Annotated in this window: 10 protein-coding genes; 6 read left to right on the top strand and 4 right to left on the bottom strand. The window is 71.6% G+C overall.

From position 1 onward, the window contains the following. Positions 1 to 24: 24 nt before the first annotated feature. Both ACFVFQ_RS16425 and ACFVFQ_RS16420 read left to right on the top strand, forming a co-directional pair. Positions 25 to 6693 carry a toxin glutamine deamidase domain-containing protein gene (locus tag ACFVFQ_RS16425; RefSeq protein ID WP_383415501.1) on the top strand — a complete coding sequence of 2223 codons (6669 nt, stop codon included), beginning with the start codon at positions 25 to 27 and terminating at the stop codon, positions 6691 to 6693. Further along, entirely contained in the window at positions 6690 to 8915 is a 2226-nt protein-coding gene (locus ACFVFQ_RS16420; protein WP_383415496.1) for an SUKH-4 family immunity protein, read from the top strand. Before ACFVFQ_RS16425 ends, ACFVFQ_RS16420 begins: the two co-directional genes overlap by 4 nt. Positions 8916 to 8990: 75 nt before the next feature. On the opposite strand, the gene speB is transcribed toward ACFVFQ_RS16420, so the two are convergent. After that, positions 8991 to 9962, bottom strand: coding sequence for an agmatinase (speB, locus tag ACFVFQ_RS16415; protein ID WP_383415493.1), 972 nt, complete (start codon positions 9960 to 9962; stop codon positions 8991 to 8993). Between the two features lie 145 nt (positions 9963 to 10107). On the opposite strand from speB, the gene ACFVFQ_RS16410 reads away from it, so the two are divergent. Further along, positions 10108 to 10893: a phosphatase gene (locus tag ACFVFQ_RS16410; protein WP_383415490.1), complete on the top strand. Its 786-nt coding sequence runs from the start codon at positions 10108 to 10110 to the stop codon at positions 10891 to 10893. Between the two features lie 371 nt (positions 10894 to 11264). On the opposite strand, the gene ACFVFQ_RS16405 is transcribed toward ACFVFQ_RS16410, so the two are convergent. The 3 genes from ACFVFQ_RS16405 to ACFVFQ_RS16395 form a co-directional block, all read right to left on the bottom strand. Beyond that, a complete protein-coding gene (locus ACFVFQ_RS16405) occupies positions 11265 to 12161 on the bottom strand; it encodes an acyl-CoA thioesterase (RefSeq protein WP_383415489.1) in 897 nt (298 codons plus the stop codon). A 23-nt stretch (positions 12162 to 12184) separates the two neighbouring features. Next, on the bottom strand, positions 12185 to 13342 hold the full coding sequence (locus tag ACFVFQ_RS16400; RefSeq protein ID WP_383415486.1) for an acyl-CoA dehydrogenase family protein: 1158 nt from the start codon (positions 13340 to 13342) through the stop codon (positions 12185 to 12187). 177 nt (positions 13343 to 13519) lie between these two features. Next, complete coding sequence (locus ACFVFQ_RS16395) at positions 13520 to 14137, bottom strand: TetR/AcrR family transcriptional regulator (RefSeq protein WP_383415483.1); 618 nt, start codon at positions 14135 to 14137, stop codon at positions 13520 to 13522. A gap of 146 nt (positions 14138 to 14283) precedes the next feature. On the opposite strand from ACFVFQ_RS16395, the gene ACFVFQ_RS16390 reads away from it, so the two are divergent. The 3 genes from ACFVFQ_RS16390 to ACFVFQ_RS16380 are packed head-to-tail and all read left to right on the top strand — an operon-like array spanning position 14284 to position 18925. Then, complete coding sequence (locus tag ACFVFQ_RS16390; protein WP_383415648.1) at positions 14284 to 15900, top strand: carboxyl transferase domain-containing protein; 1617 nt, start codon at positions 14284 to 14286, stop codon at positions 15898 to 15900. Between the two features lie 8 nt (positions 15901 to 15908). Beyond that, positions 15909 to 17969, top strand: coding sequence for a biotin carboxylase N-terminal domain-containing protein (locus ACFVFQ_RS16385; RefSeq protein WP_383415479.1), 2061 nt, complete (start codon positions 15909 to 15911; stop codon positions 17967 to 17969). Next, entirely contained in the window at positions 17966 to 18925 is a 960-nt protein-coding gene (locus ACFVFQ_RS16380; RefSeq protein WP_383415476.1) for a hydroxymethylglutaryl-CoA lyase, read from the top strand. The genes ACFVFQ_RS16385 and ACFVFQ_RS16380 overlap by 4 nt, the downstream gene beginning before the upstream one ends. The last annotated feature ends 1 nt before the right edge of the window (position 18926 follow it).

Raw genomic sequence — 18926 nt, 5'->3', positions numbered from 1 at the left:
TCGCCGTCCTACGGGGGATTCCCAATGTCAATGATGCTGCCGGATTGGCTGGAGTGGGTCCTCCAAATGCTCGGCTACGACTGGCCGACGGGCGACGAGGACAAGATGAACGAGTCCGCCAGCCAGTGGCGGGAGTTCGCGAACGCGGTGGAGCAGTTGCAGTCGGAGGGCGTCACCGCCGCCGGCAACGTCCTGTCGGCGAACAGCGGCGACAGCATCGACGGCTTCAGCAAGACCTGGGAGAAGTTCTCCGACGGCGGCAACGGCTACCTCAACGACGCGCGTGAGGCGGCCGAGTTGATAGCCGTCGCGATGGACGGCGGGTCGGTGATCATCGTCGGGATGAAAGTCGCGGTGATCGCCCAGTTGGCGATCCTCGCGGCGGAGATCATCGCGGCCCAGGCGGCCGCGCCGTTCACCTTCGGGCTATCCGAAGTCGCAGCGGCCGGCGCCACACAAGCCACTCGCCTCATCGTCCGTCGCATCCTCAAGGAAGCGCGCGACGCCCTGGTCGAGGCGATCGTGAACACCGTCAAGCAGCCGGCCATGGACGCGCTCCAGGCCATGATCTCCGACGCCATCGCCCAGGGCGTCAACATGTCGTTCGGCGCCCAGAACGGGTTCGACGTCAACCGCAGCCTCAAGACGGGCGCCGACTCCGCCACGGACTCCATCAAGAACACCGGCGAGAACCTCGGCACCAACTTCCGCGACGCCCTGGGCGGCAAGGCCGGCCAGCACGCCCGCAGCGGCCTGGACCACGCGGCCGGCCGCGGCGGCGAACACGGCGGTGACGGCGAGCACGGCGGCAGTGGCGAGCACGGCGGCAGCGGGGAGCACGGCGGCAGCGGGGAGCACGGCGGCAGCGGGGAAGGCGGTTCGGGCTCCGGATCCGGTGCGGGTTCGGGGGCCGGGTCGGGTTCCGGCTCGGGGTCCGGGTCCGGCGGCGGGGAGCACGGCGGTTCCGGCGGCGGGAGCGGCTCGGGTGCGGGGTCCGGATCGGGTTCCGGTGCCGGGTCCGGTTCCGGCGAGCACTCCGGCTCGGGCGGCGGCTCCGGCACGGGTGACCACGGCGGCTCAGGTACCGGCTCCGGCTCGGGGTCCGGCTCCGACAACCCGTCCCACGCCCCGCGCCCGGGCGACAGCCCGTCCACCACCCCCGAACACAACAACTCCGGCTCCGGTACCGGCCCTGACTCCGGTTCCGGATCTGGCTCCGGTTCGGGCTCCGGTTCCGGTGGCGACCACACCAGGCCCACGCCCGAGCCCCTGCCGGACGCGGCGCACCGCACCCCGTTCGACGAGGGCTTCCAGGGCGGCGGCAACCACGACCCGTACTCCGGGGCCCACACCCCCGACACGGGCGCGACGCCCGAATCCGGCCACGGTGGCTCCCCCGCCGACTCGGGCCACAACCCGAACTCCGGCCACCCCGACGGCGTCAGCACCCACCCCACCCCGGACTCCGGCAACACCCACCCCACGCCGGACAGCACCCCCCAGTCGGCACACCCGGACCCGGTCAGCACCCAACCGACCCCGGACCACACCCCAGACGCACAGGGCAACCACCCGACGCCGGACTCGGTCAGCAACCACCCCACGCCGGACCACACTCCGGACGCACAGGGCAACCACCCCACCCCGGACCCGGTCAGCAACCACCCCACGCCCGACCACACTCCGGACGCACAGGGCAACCACCCCACCCCGGACCCGGTCAGCACGCACCCGACCCCGGACCAGAGCCCGAGCCCACACAACGTCGCCCCCAACGACACCCACCCCACCCCCGACCACACCCCGGACGCACAGGGCAACCACCCGTCCAACTCCCCCACCCACGACGGGCCTTCGCACGGCGTCCAGGGCTCCGGCTCCGAACCGTCGCCGTCCCCCACCCCCACCTCGCCCCCGTCCCACGACGGCGGTTCCGGCAACGACAGCGGCAACGCCAACAGTCACGACAACAGCAGCGGCAACGGCAACGGCGGCCACAGCAACAACCACGGGGACTCGTCCAACTCCTCCGGCTCCTCGGGCTCCTCCGGCTCGTCGAGCTCCTCCGGCGGAGCCGGCATGGGCAGCCGCCCCTCCATGCCGAACATGGGCATGCCCTCCCAGGGCGCGCCCGTCCAGCACACCACGGGTCATCAGCCCACCCAGCACCGCGACCCCGCACCGGGCGACCCCATGCCCCACGTCGGCGACGAGCACGACACCACCGTGCGCACCCAGTCCGCCGACACCATGACCGCGCCGCCCCCCACCCAGCACGCCGACACGGCGACCGGCGGCCCCAACACCCCGAATTCCGCGACCAGTTCGCCCCAGCCGTCGCAGGGCGCTGCGCCCACCTCCGGCCCGATGATGGGCATGCCCACCTCCGTCCCCAACCACGGCGGCGGCTCCGGCGCGTCGGGGGCGAGCGCTCCCCACGCCTCGTCCGCCCGCCCGACGGCCGACGGCCCCAGCCAGCCCAACCGCCGCCCGGACGGCTCCCAGCCGACCCGCGACGTTCCCCAGCAGCGCTCCCCGGAACGCTCGGCCACCACCCCGCGCCCGGAGAACTCCCGCCCCAACACCCCCACCGCGCAGGGCCCGAACCGCCGCCCCGACGGCTCCCAGTCCGGCCACGACGGCTCCCGGCAGCAACGCCCCGAGCCCACCACGAACCGGCCCACCCCCCAGCCCCACGCGGACGCGAACCAGCCCCACGCGGACACCAAGCACCCCCAGCCCAACCAGCACCCGGAATCCCAGCAGCCGCACCCGGACGCCAACCAGCACCACCCGGAAGCCAAGCAGCCGCACCCGGACTCACCGCGCCCGGAATCGCCCCGTCCGGATTCCCCGCACCCGGAAGCCAACGAAGCCAAGCCGGATCACCCCAACACCCCGCACCCGGACGCGCAGGGCAACCACCCCAAGGACGACCACCCCACCCAACGTCCTCAGGACCACCAGCCCGAACACCGCCCCGAGCAGTCGCAGCACCACCCCGACCAGCCGGAGCACCGCCCCGAGCAGTCGGACCACCGCCCCGACGCCAAGCACCCGGAAACGCCCCACCCCGAGGACCACCGCCCCAACTCCGCCTCCCAGCAGCAGCACCAGGGGCAACCACACTCCCCCACCTCCCAACAGCACCCGCAAAACCACCAGGGCCAGGGCCAGGGCCAACACCAGCCCCAACACCCCCAGCAACACCAGAACCACAACCAGAACCAGCACCACCAGCCTCAGCCGCAACCGCAGCAGCCCCACCAGCAGCCGCACCCCCAACAGAACCAACACCCCGCCCCACACCAGCAACAGGCTCAGCACCCTCAGCAGCCCACCCCGCAGAGCCAGCACCCCCAGCAGGGAAACCAGCACCACCCTCAGCAACAACACCCCAACCAGCACCAGCAGCCGCACGACCAACAGCAAGCCCCGCACCAGCAACAACAGCACCCAAATCAACACCAGCAGCAGCCGCAGGACCACCACCAGCAGCAGCAACAGCCGCATCACCCCCAGGATCAGAACCAGCACCAACAGCAGGAACAGCAGCCGCACCCGAAGCCGAGCCTGAACGACGTCCGGGCGAGCCTCAACCACCACCCCGGCGGCCTGTATTCACCGTTCCCGCACGACCAGCAGGCGCTGGAGCACAACTTCCCGCGGAACCCGGACGGCACCCCGCAGGTGCACGCCGACCCGTTCCAGCCGTGGGCCAAGTACCAGAACGACGGCGGCCCGACCGTCCCCGGCCGCTCCAACAACTGTGCCGACTGCACCCGTTCGTTCATCGAGTCCTGGTACGGCAACCCCCAGGTCTCGGCGGTACGCACCTACGACAGCGACGCGCACGGCAACCTGGACCGCGCCAGCGGTGAACGCGACGGCACCAACAACATCCAGAATTGGGCCGGCACCAACTTCCGCCACTCGGGCCAGAACGCCCACGAGAGCTACAACAACATCGCCCACGAGCTCCAGCAGTCGGGCCACGGCTCGGCCTCGGCGGTCCTGGTGACGTGGCCGAAGAACGCGGACGGCTCTGGCGGCGGCGCCCACGTCTTCAACGCGGTCAACCACAACGGCAAGGTCGTGTGGGTCGACAGCCAGACGGGCGAGATCAGCCACAAGCCGATCCACACCAACGCCGAGGGCGTCTGGCACCTCACCCTCGACGGCAACCGCCAGCCCTTCGACCCCACCGCCACCCAACACCAGGGCCAGGGCCAGGGCCAGGGCCAACAGCACCACCCCCAGCAACAACAGCAACAGCACGCCCAGCAGCAGCAACAGCAGCAGCAGCACACCCAGCAAAACCAGCCCCACCCCCAACAGCAACAACACCCCCAGTACGGCCAACAGCCCCAGCACCAGCAACAACAGCAGCACGGGCAGCAGCAACAGCAGTACGGCCAACACCAGCAGTACGGGCAGCACCAGCCCCAAACCCCGTACCAGCAACACAACCCGTACCAGCAGCCCCAGCCGCACGCACAACAACCGCAGCCGCAGCCGCACGCCCAGCAGCCGCAGCACAACCAGCCGTACCCGCAGCAGCAACAACACCACCAGCAGCCGCAGTACGGCCAACACCAGCCGCAACCGCAGCAGCACCAACAGCACAACCCCTACCAACAGCCCCAACAGCAGCACCCCCAGAACCCGTACCAGCAGCACCAGGGCCAGCAACCGCAGCACAACCCGTACCAACAGCCGCACCAGGGCCAGCCGCAGCACCCGCACCAGCAGCCCTACCCCCAGCAGCACACCCCGGGCCCAAACCAGCACCACCAGCCGCAGCCGCAACAGCATCCGCAGCACCCCAACGTGCAGCACCCGCAGCAACCGCACGTGCAGCAACCGCACCCGCAACAGCCGCACGCCCAACAGCCCCAACACCACCAGCCGTACCCGCAGCAGCAGCAACACCACCAGCAGCAGCCGCACGTTCAGCAACAGCAACCGCACCCGCAACACCAGCCGCAGCAACACGTCCCGAACCAGCAGCAGCACGGCGGCGGCCACCACCCGGCGGGGGCCCCTGAATCCCACTCCAACTCCGAGCACCAGCACGGCGCTACGCCCCCGCCCAAGAACCCGGGCATGGACCCGTCGCACCAACCGCAGTCGGGCGAGCGGGGCCACCTCAAGCGCGAGCGGTCGACGGAAGACATGAACTGGGAGCCCCAGCACCCGGAGCCCAAGCGCACCAAGCAAGACGAGCACCACCACGGTGACGGCGACACGCATATGTCGGACGCCGAGTCCCACCACGACACCAACCACCCGAAGCAGAACAACGAAAACCACGACCAAAACCAGGGCCAAAACCAGGGCCAACACGACAACCAACACCCCCTGCCGGACAAGGAAGACGCTGACAAGCGGCATCTCGGCGTCGTGCCGGACACATCGCAGGCGGCCCTGCGCAACGAGTCGCCCGTTCACCGCATCCCCCTGGCCCCGGTCCACGAACAGATGCACAAGTGGGCCGAAGAAGGGAAGCTGAACAAGCTCCTTGAGGACTCTCACAAGCGTCTCGAAGCGGAGCGCGAGGCCCTCAAGGCACAGAAGGACGCGAGCGAACAGAGCCACAACCCGGCGACCGGCAGTGACGTGGATCATGTCGGCGACAGGTTCCGGCAGATGAGCCTCAAGGACGACGTCCCGAGGACCGCGTTCACCCAGCGCGAGTTGGAACATGCACTCGGCGCCGACTTCCGGAAGATGAACCCTGGCGAGCGTATGACCGTCGTCGCCACCCTCGCCCGTATGAGCGGCAATTACCACGAGAGTCAGGGCGTCGGCCACAACCCTCAGCACGACTCCGAGCCTTACGCGAACGCCAGGGACGGGGACAAGGCCAAGGAGATGGACCGTTCGGCGAGCGCCTCCGCGCGGGAGAAGGCCAAGGCGAATTTCCCGCCGAAGTACCGCGACGACCAGGCGACCAAGGACAAGCTCTCGACCTTGCACGAGCGGCTCACCGGAAGAAAGTCAAGGCCGACGCCGACCAACCCGGAAGTCGGGCGCATCATCAAGGCCGTTTCACCGCACAAGCCGGACTTCTCCGGGAAGAACTACGCGGTGATCGAGGTCACCGACCACAAGGGCAACACCACTTACGTAGTCGACTCCTCGGTTCCCGCCAGCCTGCCTGGGGTGACCCCGCGGCACTCCGAGAAGCATCTGCTGGACTGGATGGAACGACAGAATTCACAACGGAAAGACGGGGAGAAGTACACGGTCGCCAGCCTCTACACTGAGCGAGAACCGTGCGGCCTCAACAAAAACCAGAGTGGACACGCTGATTGTTCGAAGTTGCTCCGGGAGCACGAGTACATGAAGAACAAGCCGGTGTACTACAACACCACGTACCGTGCTGACCATGAGGGCCTGGAAAGGAACAGAGAGGCGAAGGCCCAGGAGCTGCGCGAAAACCAATACGCGAAGAAGATCGAGGAAGCAACGACGCCGAAGGATAACGAAACACCGGCGCAGACCAAGGCGCGAGAGAAGGAGCTCGCGAAGATCGAGAAGGAGATTGACAAGGAGGCCAAGAAGATACAATTGCCCGTTGGACCGAAACTGGCGGCCGATGCCGAGATGGACCACCATCTGGCGGCCGTCGGCAAGATCTGGACCGCGTCGATGATGCACGCCGTTCCGGAGCGGAAGACTTCCTCATGACCGAACTGCCCCCCGAACAGCAGCCGCTCACCCCCGAGCAGGCCACCGCCCGCATCCTCGACTGGTGGGAGAACCACGGCGACGACGCGAGCCGGGTCGACCTCTCCGTGGAGCGGGACGCCCCGGCCGCCGACGCCGTCCTACGGGAGGTGCACCGCCGGGTCCCCGGCAGCGTGCTGCTCGACGCCACCGGGAAGACGGCCCAGGGGCTGTTCGACGAGTTGCTCGACGGGTTCGGTGTGGCGCAGCCCCGTTTCGGCACCACATGGCGCCAGGCGCTGCGGGACCTGGATCAGGATCGCCTGATTCTCATCGGCCACACCGGGGCGGCCGGCGGCACCCGCCGTTCCGCCCAACCCGCCTTGGTGGCCCAGCGGTTGGCCGAGGTACTGGCCCTGGCCGACGGCGTCACCCCCGTCGTCGTCGTACCGGCGGATCGCCACACGCCGTCCCGGTCGAGCCTCACCCTCACGCTCGCCCCCGATCCGACGGACGGCGCCGCCGACCCGAGCACCCTCCCCCTTCCCCTCCAGGCCCTCGCCTTCTCCGAGCCCCGGCGGGTCCCGCTGCCCGTATGGCGCGAGCTGATCACGGCGGCCGTCGCCGCGGGTCTGCCCGCACCCACCAGCGGGTGGGGCCCGCCCACCACCGACGCCGAACTGGCCGCCCTGGCCGACCAGTTCCCGGATCACCTCCGCCACGCCGACGGCCACGTCTCCTTCCTCGACGAGCGGACCGCCGACGCCATCCGCCGGGCGCACGCCCCGGAAGTCCCGGCTGCCATCGGCCGCCACCTGGTCACCTGGCTACGCCAGCAGGCCCCCGACTTCCACCACCCCGACGGCTGGACCGCCGCCGGCCCCCTGGGCCGCTACGCCGCCGACGGCCTCGCCATGCACGCCGTGCAGGCCGGCCTCTTCGACGCGTTGCTCACCGACGGCACCGTCGTCGCCCAGCTCCCGCCGGACGTCCTCATCGACGCCGCACACTGCGCCCACGACGGCTCCCTCCCCGGCAACAACGCCGCCACCGACGCCGTCCACCTCCAGATGAACGGCCTGGGCCGACCCGCCCAACCCACCTGGGCGGCCTGGCTGCACCTCATGGCGACCGCCCGCGGCGACACCGCGCTCGCCGACGGCATCGCCCGCTCGGGCCTCCGACTGCCCTGGCAGACCCTCTGGACACACTGGCGCCCCCCGGGCGGCTACCACCCCAGCTACCTCCACCCCGGACCGATCGACGACTTGTACCCCGTCCGCTGGGAAGGCCGCCCGGCCGTCCTCTCCGACGGCGACAACGGCACCCACCTCTGGGACCCGACCTCCGGCGAACTCCTCGCCGGCCCCTGGGCGTCGGGCGAGGACTTCCCCACCACCGCCCGCCCCGCCCTCACATGGGCCACCGACGGTCACCCCACCCCCGGGCCGGACTCGGTCCGCGCGCTCAGCGACACGGTGGGCGACGCCGAGGGCTGGGCCGACGCCCTCGAAGGCCCGCTCTACGTCTACCTGGTAGCGGAACACGCCAGCACCCCCGCCCCCGTCGTGATCGCCGGCCCCGGCGGCCTCTTCGCCGTGCAGCCGCAGCCTGGCGTGGACGTCGACGCACTCCAACAGCCGTGGACCGAACTGCCGTTGGGCAATCTGACGGCCACCGGCCCGACCACCCCCGCCGACGCCCCCGCCCCCTCCCCCCAGGACCTCGCCGTTCTCTTCGGCGCCGACGCCTACGTCACCACACCCCCCGAACGACTCCCCGAGGGCCTCACCGACCCCACCGCCCGACGCGTCCTCACCGACACCGGCCTCCCCGCCTTCGAGGACCAGGGAATCGCCCTCGAACCCTTTGCCCCCGACTTCCTCGACGAGGTCTCCTGGCCGGAGGACTTCCCCGAAGAGCCGGACGAGACCGGCCCGTTCTACCGGATCGGCCTCTGGATGGGCGGCGACGTCGTCGTCGACGGCCCGAGCGGGCACGTCCTGCGCTGCCCCGGCTACTCCGACGACACCATCGCCGAGGACGGCGCCCTGGTCGCCACCGACCTGGAGAACTTCCTCACCATGGCCGCCCTCTTCGTCTCCGGCCGCCGCATCCTGATGAGCCTCGACAACCGCGACGAGGCCCACCTGCTGCGCCAGCACATCGAAGACGCGCTCTTCGACGTCGACTGGGAGTGCTCCGACGCCGGCGCGTGGGTCTACCCCCTCCACAACGAGTAGCCGCAGCCACAACGACAGCTGCCGGCGGGCCCGTTGGCCCACCGGCAGCTGTTGCCTACCGTCCGTGCTGCTCCGTCAGCCGCGCGCGTCCGCGATCTGGCGGGACATGATCGTGGTCAGCTCGTAGGCGGTGTGCGAGGCGGCCACCGCGGTGATCTCGGCGTGGTCGTAGGCGGGGGCGACCTCCACCACGTCGGCGGAGACCAGGTTGCAGGAGGCCAACCCGCGCAGGATCTCCAGCAGTTCGCGGGAGGTCATGCCGCCGGCCTCGGGGGTGCCGGTGCCGGGGGCGTGCGCCGGGTCCAGGCAGTCGATGTCGATGGAGATGTAGAGCGGGCGGTCGCCGATGCGCTGGCGGAGCTGGTCGGCGACCTCGTCGGCGCCGCGACGGTAGACGTCAGCGGAGGTGACGATGCCGAAGCCCATCTTCTCGTCGTCGGTGAGGTCCTTCTTGCCGTAGAGCGGACCGCGGGTGCCGACGTGGGAGAGCGCGGAGGTGTCGAGGATGCCCTCCTCGACGGCCCGGCGGAACGGCGTCCCGTGGGTGTACTCGGCGCCGAAGTAGGTGTCCCAGGTGTCCAGGTGCGCATCGAAGTGCAGCAGCGCCACCGGCCCGTGCTTCTTGGCGACCGAGCGCAGCAGCGGCAGCGCGATGGTGTGGTCGCCACCGAGCGTCATCATCCGGGCACCGGAGGCCAGCAGGTCGTCCGCGGCGGCCTCGATGGTCTCCACGGCCTCGTTGATGTTGAACGGGTTGGCCGCGATGTCCCCGGCGTCCGCGACCTGCGCCAGCGCGAACGGCGAGGCGTCCTGCGCCGGGTTGTACGGCCGCAGCAGCCGCGACGCCTCGCGGATCGCGTTGCCGCCGAAGCGGGCGCCCGGCCGGTAGGAGACGCCGGTGTCGAAGGGGACACCGACGACGGCGACATCGGTGCGGCCGCCGACCTCGTCGAGGCGGGGCAGCCGGGCGAAGGTCGCGGGCCCTGCGTAGCGCGGAACACGGGAGGAGTCGACGGGGCCCACGGGCTCGTTCGATGCGGTGGTCATGGAGGTCAGGCTAGGGATCACCACACCCCCGCTCCATGGACATTTACGGCCCCGACCCCTCGTCCGTTCGACATTCTGTCCACCCGCCCGCGTCCGGCACGCGGAACGCCCCGCCCCCAGAAATCCGGCCGGGCACAATGACGCTATGCCGATAGCCGCTGCTGCCCCCTCGCGCGTAGAACTCGTCGACCACCTCATACGGACCCGGATCGCGGGCGAGGTCGCCACCCCCCGCGAGAACAACCTCCTCCACTACCGCCGGCTCGCGAACGGCGACCGCCACTACTGGTTCGGCCTGGAACTGGGCGACCGCTGGACGGACGAGCAGGACGTGCTGGCCGTGATGGCGGAGCGCTGCGGCGTCAGCGACGACCCGAACCACCGGCAGGGCCAGGACACCATCGACCCCGAACTGACCGTCGACGCCCTGGACCGCGCGGCCGCCGTGCTGCGCAAGGCCGCCGCCGACCGCCAGCGGATCCTGTTCGCCACCGGCCACCCCGGCGGCCTGCTGGACGTCCACCGGGCCACGGCCCAGGCGCTGCGCACCCACGGCTGCGAGATCATGGTGATCCCCGACGGGCTCCAGGCCGACGACGGCATGGTCTTCCAGTTCGGCGACGTGGCAATGCTGGAGCGCGGCGCCACCTTGTGGCACACCCACTCCCCCGAACCGATGGCCGCCATCCTCGACGCCCTGGCCCCCGCGGACCACCCCGACCTGGTCATGGCCGACCACGGCTGGGCGGGCTGCGCGGCCCAACGCGCCATCCCCACCATCGGCTTCGCCGACTGCAACGACCCGGCCCTCTTCCTCGCCGAATCCGAGGGCACCCTCCAGGTCACCATCCCCCTGGACGACCACGTCCTCAGCCCCCGCCACTACGACCCGCTGACCAACTACCTGCTCGCAGCAGCCGACTTGGTCTGACCCCACCCACCACGGACGGCCGCCAACGGGACATCACCACCCGGGCGTTCCCGCGACGTACGGCCCCACCGTCGGAAAGCCGGCAACGGCGCGGGCCGGAGGGGATGTCCCGGGGTGCGCCCGCAGGATCTGGAGCAAACTAACCGGGCATTCCTCATCTGACTGACCAGAGGCGCCCGCACCGAGGACGTACCCCGGGACAGCCCCTCCGGCCCCACCCACGACGGGACGCCGAGGCCACCGCGAGCAGCACGGCGGGACAGCCGAAATCGACGGCCGTCCACAAACCACCCCGCCGCCACGGCGAGCAACCACCAACCGCCAGGGTCCGGCGGAAAGCCAACCCACCCCCACCCCAACGTGGGAAGCCCTCACCGAGGCACGCGCACAACCCCCTCCTGCATCACCGTCACCACCAACTGCCCATCCGCAGCGAAGATGCGCCCCTGCCCAAGTCCGCGACCGCCCTGCGAAGTCGGCGACTCCTGGTCGTAGAGCAGCCACTCATCGGCCCGCACCGGCCGGTGGAACCACATCGCATGGTCGAGGCTCGCGCCGACCACGTCGCCGACCGCCCATCCACCCCGCCCGTGCGCCAACAGCACCGAGTCCAGCAGCGTCATGTCGGAGACGTAGGTGACCAGGCAGACGTCGAGGAGCGGACGGGGGATCGGGCCGTCGTCGTCCAGCTTGCCCTGGGTGCGGAACCAGACCTGGGAGCGGGGTTCGCGCGGCCGGCCGACGGTGGCGTAGGGCGGCTCGTCGACGTACCGCAGGTCGATCGCGGCGCGGGCCTGACGCAGCCGCTCGGCGACCTCCGGCGAGAGGTAGCGCTCGGCGTGGCGGGGCAACAGCTCGGCGGCGGTGGGCAGTTCCAGCGGGTCGGGCGCCGCCGGCATCGGTTCCTGGTGCTCCAGCGTCGCCGCCCCCTCCTCGTCCCCGTGGAAGGACGCGGTGAGGTGGAAGATCGGCTGGCCGTGCTGGACGGCGACGACCCGGCGGGTGGTGAAGGACCGGCCGTCGCGGATCCGGTCGACGGTGTAGACGAGGGGCGCGCCGGGGTCGCCGGGCCGGAGGAAGTAGGCGTGCAGGGAGTGGGGCGGACGGTCGGCCGGGACCGTGCGGCCGGCCGCGACCAGGGCCTGCGCGGCGACCTGGCCGCCGAAGACCCGGGGCACGACCGAGGCCCGGCTCCACCCGCGGAAGATGTCCTGCTCGATCCGCTCCAGATCGAGCAGGTCGAGCAGCGACCGCAGTGCGTCGTTCACGTGCGTACCGGTCCGTAACGCCGTTACAGGCCCATGGACTTGGCGATGATGGACTTCATGACCTCGCTGGTGCCGCCGTAGATGCGGTTGACGCGGTTGTCGGCGTAGAGGCGGGCGATCGGGTACTCGTTCATGAAGCCGTAGCCGCCGTGCAGTTGAAGGCAGCGGTCGATGACGCGGTGGGCGACCTCGGTGCAGAAGAGCTTGGCGGAGGCGGCCTCGGCCGCCGTCAGCTCGCCGGCGTCCAGGGCCTCCAGGGCGCGGTCGGCGACGGCCTCGGCGGCGTCCACCTCGGCCTGGCAGGCGGCCAGTTCGAACTTGGTGTTCTGGAAGGAGGCGACGGTCTTGCCGAAGACGGTCCGCTCCTGGACGTAACTCTGGGCGAACCGGACGGCGGCCTTGGCCTGCGCGTAGGCGCCGAAGGCGATGCCCCAGCGCTCGGAGGGGAGGTTGCGACCGAGGTAGGAGAAGCCCTTGTTCTCCTCGCCGAGCAGGTCCTCGACGGGCACCTTGACGTCGACGAACGCCAACTCGGCGGTGTCGGAGACCTTCAGGCCGAGCTTGTCGAGCTTGCGGCCGACGGAGTAGCCCTCGGACTTCGTGTCCACGGCGAAGAGGGAGATGCCGAACCGACGGTCGTCCTCGCGCGGGGCGGCGGTGCGGGCGCAGACGATGACGCGGTCGGCGTGCACGCCGCCGGTGATGAAGGTCTTGGCGCCGTTGAGGACGTAGTGGGTGCCGTCCGCGGAGAGCTTGGCGGTGGTCTTCATGCCGGCGAGGTCGGAGCCGGTGCCCGGCTCGGTCATCGCCAGCGCCCACATCTCCTCGCCGGAGACGAACTTGGGCAGGTAGCGCTTCTTCTGCTCCTCGGTGGCGAGCATCTGGAGGTAGGGCAGGCCGAGCAGGACGTGGACGCCGGAGCCGCCGAAGGAGACGCCGGCGCGGGCGGTCTCCTCGTACATCACGGCCTCGAACTTGTGCGAGTCGATGCCGGCGCCGCCGTACTCCTCGGGGACGCGGATGCCGAAGATGCCCAGCTCGGCGAGCTTGTAGTAGAAGTCGCGGGGGACCTGGCCGGCCGCGTACCAGTCGTCGTGGACCGGCACCACCTCGGCCTCGATGAAGGCGCGTATGGTCGCGCGGAACGCCTCGTGGTCCTCGTTGAACACCGTGCGACGCATGCTCTGGGCCTCCCTCGCCATGCTCTCGGCTAAGCGTTTGCTCAGCCGAAAGCTACCCGGCGGTCACCTCACTGTCCAGGGGTTGTCCAGCAGGCGGAAGAGCAGCCGGCAGAGCGGACAGAAGGGGCCCCAACTCGCCGCCGAGCGGCGCGAACACACCCGGCCAAGGCGCCCCGCTCAGCCGCGCAGCGGGCCGGCGTCGCCGTCCACCGCCCCGAACGCCCCCAGCGCCAGCCGGTGCAGCAGCCGGGCCATCTCCGTGCGGCCCGGGAGGGAACCGGGCCGCCCCAGGTGCGGGGTGGAGTTCAGCAGCCCGAAGACCGCGTGCACCGCCGCCCGCACCTCGGACTCCGACGACTCGGGGTGGACCTGCCGCACGACCGCCACCCACAGCTCGACGTACTGCCGCTGGAGCTGCCGCACCCGCTTGCGGTCGGCCTCCCGCAGCCGGTCCAACTCGCGGTCGTGCAGGGTGATCAGGGGCCGGTCGTCGAGCGCGAAGTCGATATGGCCGTCGATCAGCGCGTCGAGCACCGCGGCGGGGGTCTCGCCGCCCTCCTCGATCCGCATCCGCCCGCCGGCCAGCAGCCGTTCGCTGATCCCGACGAGGAGCTCGGCGAGCATCGCGTCCTTGCCGGCGAAGTGCCGGTAGAGGCCGGGCCCCGAGATGCCCACGGCCGCCCCTATCTCGTCCACGCCGACGCCGTGGAAGCCGCGCTCCGCGAAGAGGCGGGCGGCCTCCTTGAGGATCTGCTCGCGGCGGCTGGTCGGGGCGGGGGCGTGCGCGTTGCTCATGACGTCGATTGTAGACAGCCGGGTTAGTGGTCGTTAACCTGAAGGGGATGAGGTTAACGCCTATTAACCCGCCCGGCCCCGGGAGAACCCCCGCGGCACCGGGCGGGCAGCCGACCCAAGCGAGGGGGCCCATGGCGATGGAGGCCATCGAGCAGGCACCGGTGCTGGCCAGCACCGCCGACCCGGCGTCCGACGCCTGGCGGGCCAACGAGGCCGCGCACCGCGAACTGGCCGGGCAACTGCACACCAAGCTGGCCGCGGCCCGGCTGGGCGGCGGCGAGAAGGCCCGGGCCCGGCACACCGCCCGCGGCAAGCTGCTGCCCCGCGACCGGGTGGACGCCCTGCTGGACCCCGGCTCCCCGTTCCTGGAGCTGGCGCCGCTGGCCGCGGACGGGATGTACGACGGGGCCGCCCCGGCCGCCGGGGTGATCGCCGGCATCGGCCGGGTCAGCGGCCGGGAGACGGTGATCGTCGCCAACGACGCCACCGTCAAGGGCGGCACGTACTACCCGATGACGGTCAAGAAGCACCTGCGCGCCCAGGAGGTCGCGCTGGAGAACCGCCTGCCCTGCCTGTATCTGGTCGACTCCGGCGGCGCGTTCCTGCCGATGCAGGACGAAGTCTTCCCCGACCGCGAGCACTTCGGGCGGATCTTCTACAACCAGGCGCGGATGTCCGGCGCCGGCATCCCGCAGATCGCCGCGGTCCTCGGCTCCTGCACGGCTGGCGGCGCCTACGTCCCGGCGATGAGCGACGAGGCGGTGATCGTGCGAAACCAGGGCACGATCTTCCTCGGCGGCCCGCCGCTGGTGAAGGCCGCCACCGGAGAGGTCGTCACCGCCGAGGAGTTGGGCGGCGGCGAGGTGCACTCCCGCACCTCCGGCGTCACCGACCACCTCGCCGAGGACGACGCGCACGCCCTGCGGATCGTCCGCACCATCGTCGCCACCCTCGGCGACCGCCCGCCGCTGCCCTGGGCCGTCCGGCCCGTCGAGGAGCCCAAGGTCGACCCCGCCGGGCTCTACGGCGCGGTGCCGGTGGACTCCCGCACCCCCTACGACGTCCGCGAGGTGATCGCCCGGATCGTCGACGGCTCCCGCTTCGCCGAGTTCAAGGCCGAGTACGGCACCACCCTGGTCACCGGCTTCGCCCATCTCCACGGCCATCCGGTGGGCATCGTCGCCAACAACGGTATCCTGTTCTCCGAATCCGCCCAGAAGGGCGCCCACTTCATCGAGCTGTGCGACCAGCGCGGCATCCCGCTGCTCTTCCTCCAGAACATCTCCGGCTTCATGGTCGGCCGCGACTACGAGGCCGGCGGCATCGCCAAGCACGGCGCGAAGATGGTCACCGCGGTCGCCTGCACCCGCGTCCCCAAGTTGACCGTCGTCATCGGCGGCTCCTACGGGGCGGGCAACTACTCGATGTGCGGCCGGGCCTACTCCCCCCGCCTGATGTGGATGTGGCCCAACGCCAAGATCTCGGTGATGGGCGGCGAACAGGCCGCCTCCGTCCTCGCCACCGTCAAGCGCGACCAGTTGGAGGCGCGTGGCGAGGAGTGGAGCGCCGAGGACGAGACCGCCTTCAAGGACCCGATCCGCGCCCAGTACGAGACCCAGGGCAACGCCTACTACGCGACCGCCCGACTGTGGGACGACGGGGTCATCGACCCACTGGAGACCCGCCAGGTCCTCGGCCTGGCGCTGACCGCCTGCGCCAACGCCCCCCTGGGCGACCCCGGCTTCGGCGTCTTCCGGATGTGAGAGGACCTATGCCCAGCTTCGAGAACGGCCTGTTCGACACCGTCCTGGTCGCCAACCGCGGGGAGATCGCGGTCCGCGTCATCCGGACGCTGCGCGCCCTCGGCATCCGCTCCGTCGCGGTCTACAGCGACGCGGACGCCGACGCCCGGCACGTCCGCGAGGCCGACACCGCGGTCCGGATCGGCCCGGCCCCGGCCGCGGAGAGCTACCTCTCCATCGAGCGCCTGCTGGACGCGGCCGCCCGCACCGGCGCCCAGGCCGTCCACCCCGGCTACGGCTTCCTCGCCGAGAACGCCGCCTTCGCCCGCGCCTGCACCGACGCCGGACTGGTCTTCATCGGGCCGCCGGCGGACGCCATCGACCTGATGGGCGACAAGATCCGGGCCAAGGAGACGGTCCGCGCCGCCGGCGTCCCGGTCGTCCCCGGCTCCGCCGGCAGCGGCCTGACCGACGACCAACTGGCCGCCGCCGCCCGGGAGATCGGCATGCCGGTGCTGCTCAAGCCGTCCGCGGGCGGCGGCGGCAAGGGCATGCGCCTGGTGCGGGACGGGGCCCGCCTGGCCGACGAGATCGCCGCCGCCCGCCGCGAGGCCCGCTCGTCCTTCGGGGACGACACCCTGCTGGTGGAGCGGTGGATCGACCGGCCCCGGCACATCGAGATCCAGGTGCTGGCCGACGGCCACGGCACCGTCCTCCACCTCGGCGAGCGCGAGTGCTCCCTCCAGCGCCGCCACCAGAAGATCATCGAGGAGGCGCCCTCGCCGCTGCTGGACGAGGCGACCCGGGCCGCGATGGGCGCGGCGGCCGTCCAGGCGGCCCGCTCCTGCGGCTACCGCGGCGCCGGCACCGTCGAGTTCATCGTCCCCGGCAAGGACCCGGCCGGCTACTGCTTCATGGAGATGAACACCCGCCTCCAGGTGGAGCACCCGGTCACCGAACTCGCCGTCTCCCTCGGCCCGGACGCCGGCCCGCTCGACCTCGTCGCGTGGCAGGTGCGGATCGCCGCCGGCGCCCGCCTGCCGCACACCCAGGACGACGTCACCTTCACCGGGCACGCGATCGAGGCCCGGATCTGCGCCGAGACCCTGTCCATCAAAGGCGGGTCCCGCGACTTCCTGCCGACCGGCGGCACCGTGCTGACCCTGCGCGAGCCGACCGGCGAGCAGGTGCGCACCGACTCCGGCCTCACCGAGGGCGTCGAGGTCGGCAGCCGCTACGACCCGATGCTCGCCAAGGTCATCGCGCGCGGCCCCGACCGGGCCGGCGCGCTGCGCACGCTGCGGGCCGCGCTGGCCGCCACCGTCACCCTCGGCGTGCCCACCAACGCCGGCTTCCTGCGCCGGCTGCTGGCCCACCCGGACGTGGTCTCCGGCGAGTTGGACACCGGCCTGGTCGAGCGGGTGGCGGCCGACCTGGTGGCCGACGGGGTGCCGGACGAGGTGTACGCGGCGGCCGCCGCGATCCGGCAGGCCGCCCTGGAGCCGGCCGCCGACGAGGCCGGCTGGCGCGACCCGTTCGCCGCCCCCACCGGCTTCCGACTCGGCGGCGAGCCCGCCCCCGTCCGCCACTGGCTGCGCGTCCCCGGCCACGACCCGGTGGCCTACGACGTCCGGCCCGGCACCGCCCCCGAGCGCTACGAGGTCACCGCGGACGAGGTCACCGTCACCGTCGACGGCGTCCGGCACACCTTCCACCGCGGCGGCGACTGGCTGGGCCGGGACGGCGACGCCTGGCACGTCACCGACCACGACCCGGTGGCCGAGGCGCTGCGCGCGGCGGCCCGCGGGCACGGCGTGGACACCCTCGCCGCCCCGATGCCGGGCACCGTCACCGTCGTCAAGGTCGCGGTCGGCGACGAAGTGGCCGCCGGCCAGGGCCTGTTGGTGGTGGAGGCGATGAAGATGGAGCACGTGATCTCCGCCCCGCACGCCGGGACGGTCACCGAGCTGGACGTCACCCCCGGCAGCACGGTCGCCATGGACCAGGTCCTGGCCGTCGTCGCCCCGCACGAGGACGCCACACCCCAGGACGACCCCGCCCCGCGCACCGACGAGGAGGCCACGGCATGACCGAGCCGACCGCAACCCCGGCCACCGGGCTGCCGATGGAGGTGGCCGCCGAGGGCCTGCCCACCCGCGTGCGGATCCACGAGGTCGGCCCCCGCGACGGCCTCCAGAACGAGCAGACCGTCGTCCCCACCGAGATCAAGGCCGAGTTCATCCGCAAGCTGGCCGCCGCCGGGCTGCCGGTGATCGAGGCCACCAGCTTCGTGCACCCCAAGTGGGTGCCCCAACTCGCCGACGCCGAGCAGCTGTTCCCGCTGCTGGACGGCCTGGACCCGCGGCGGCTGCCGGTGCTGGTGCCCAACGAGCGGGGCCTGACCCGGGCCCTGGCGCTGGGCGCCCGCCGGATCGCGGTGTTCGGCAGCGCCACCGAGTCGTTCGCTAGGGCCAACCTCAACCGCACCGTCGACGAGGCGCTGGCCATGTTCGCCCCGGTCGTCCGCCGCGCCCGGGACGAGAAGGTGCACGTCCGCGGCTACCTCTCGATGTGCTTCGGCGACCCCTGGGAGGGCGCGGTCCCGATCGCCCAGGTCGTCCGGGTCTGCCGGGCCCTGTTCGACCTGGGCTGCGACGAGTTGAGCCTCGGCGACACCATCGGCGTGGCCACCCCCGGCCACGTCCAGCACCTGCTCGCGGCGCTCAACGAGGCGGGCGTGCCGACCTCCGCACTCGGCGTCCACTTCCACGACACCTACGGGCAGGCGCTCGCCAACACCTTCGCCGCGCTCCAGCACGGCGTCACCACCATCGACGCCTCGGCGGGCGGCCTGGGCGGCTGCCCGTACGCCAAGAGCGCCACCGGCAACCTCGCCACCGAAGACCTCGTGTGGATGTTGCACGGCCTCGGCATCGAGACCGGCGTCGACCTGGAGCGACTCACCGCGACCAGCGCCTGGCTGGCCGGGGTCCTGGGCCGCCCCAGTCCCTCGCGCACCGTCCGTGCCCTCTCCCACAAGGAGTGAG

Origin of the sequence: Streptomyces sp. NPDC057743, assembly GCF_042798755.1 — a bacterium.
Lineage (GTDB): Bacteria > Actinomycetota > Actinomycetes > Streptomycetales > Streptomycetaceae > Streptomyces.
Note: the sequence above shows the minus strand (reverse complement) of the source record. Positions and strands in the feature narration are given on the sequence as shown.

Bases quoted from the DNA above. Each gene is read 5' to 3' on its own strand.
- ACFVFQ_RS16425 (WP_383415501.1), top strand. From the start codon at position 25: ATGTCAATGATGCTGCCGGATTGGCTGGAGTGGGTCCTCCAAATGCTC.
- ACFVFQ_RS16420 (WP_383415496.1), top strand. From the start codon at position 6,690: ATGACCGAACTGCCCCCCGAACAGCAGCCGCTCACCCCCGAGCAGGCC.
- speB (WP_383415493.1), bottom strand. From the start codon at position 9,962: ATGACCACCGCATCGAACGAGCCCGTGGGCCCCGTCGACTCCTCCCGT.
- ACFVFQ_RS16410 (WP_383415490.1), top strand. From the start codon at position 10,108: ATGCCGATAGCCGCTGCTGCCCCCTCGCGCGTAGAACTCGTCGACCAC.
- ACFVFQ_RS16400 (WP_383415486.1), bottom strand. From the start codon at position 13,342: ATGCGTCGCACGGTGTTCAACGAGGACCACGAGGCGTTCCGCGCGACC.
- ACFVFQ_RS16395 (WP_383415483.1), bottom strand. From the start codon at position 14,137: ATGAGCAACGCGCACGCCCCCGCCCCGACCAGCCGCCGCGAGCAGATC.
- ACFVFQ_RS16385 (WP_383415479.1), top strand. From the start codon at position 15,909: ATGCCCAGCTTCGAGAACGGCCTGTTCGACACCGTCCTGGTCGCCAAC.
- ACFVFQ_RS16380 (WP_383415476.1), top strand. From the start codon at position 17,966: ATGACCGAGCCGACCGCAACCCCGGCCACCGGGCTGCCGATGGAGGTG.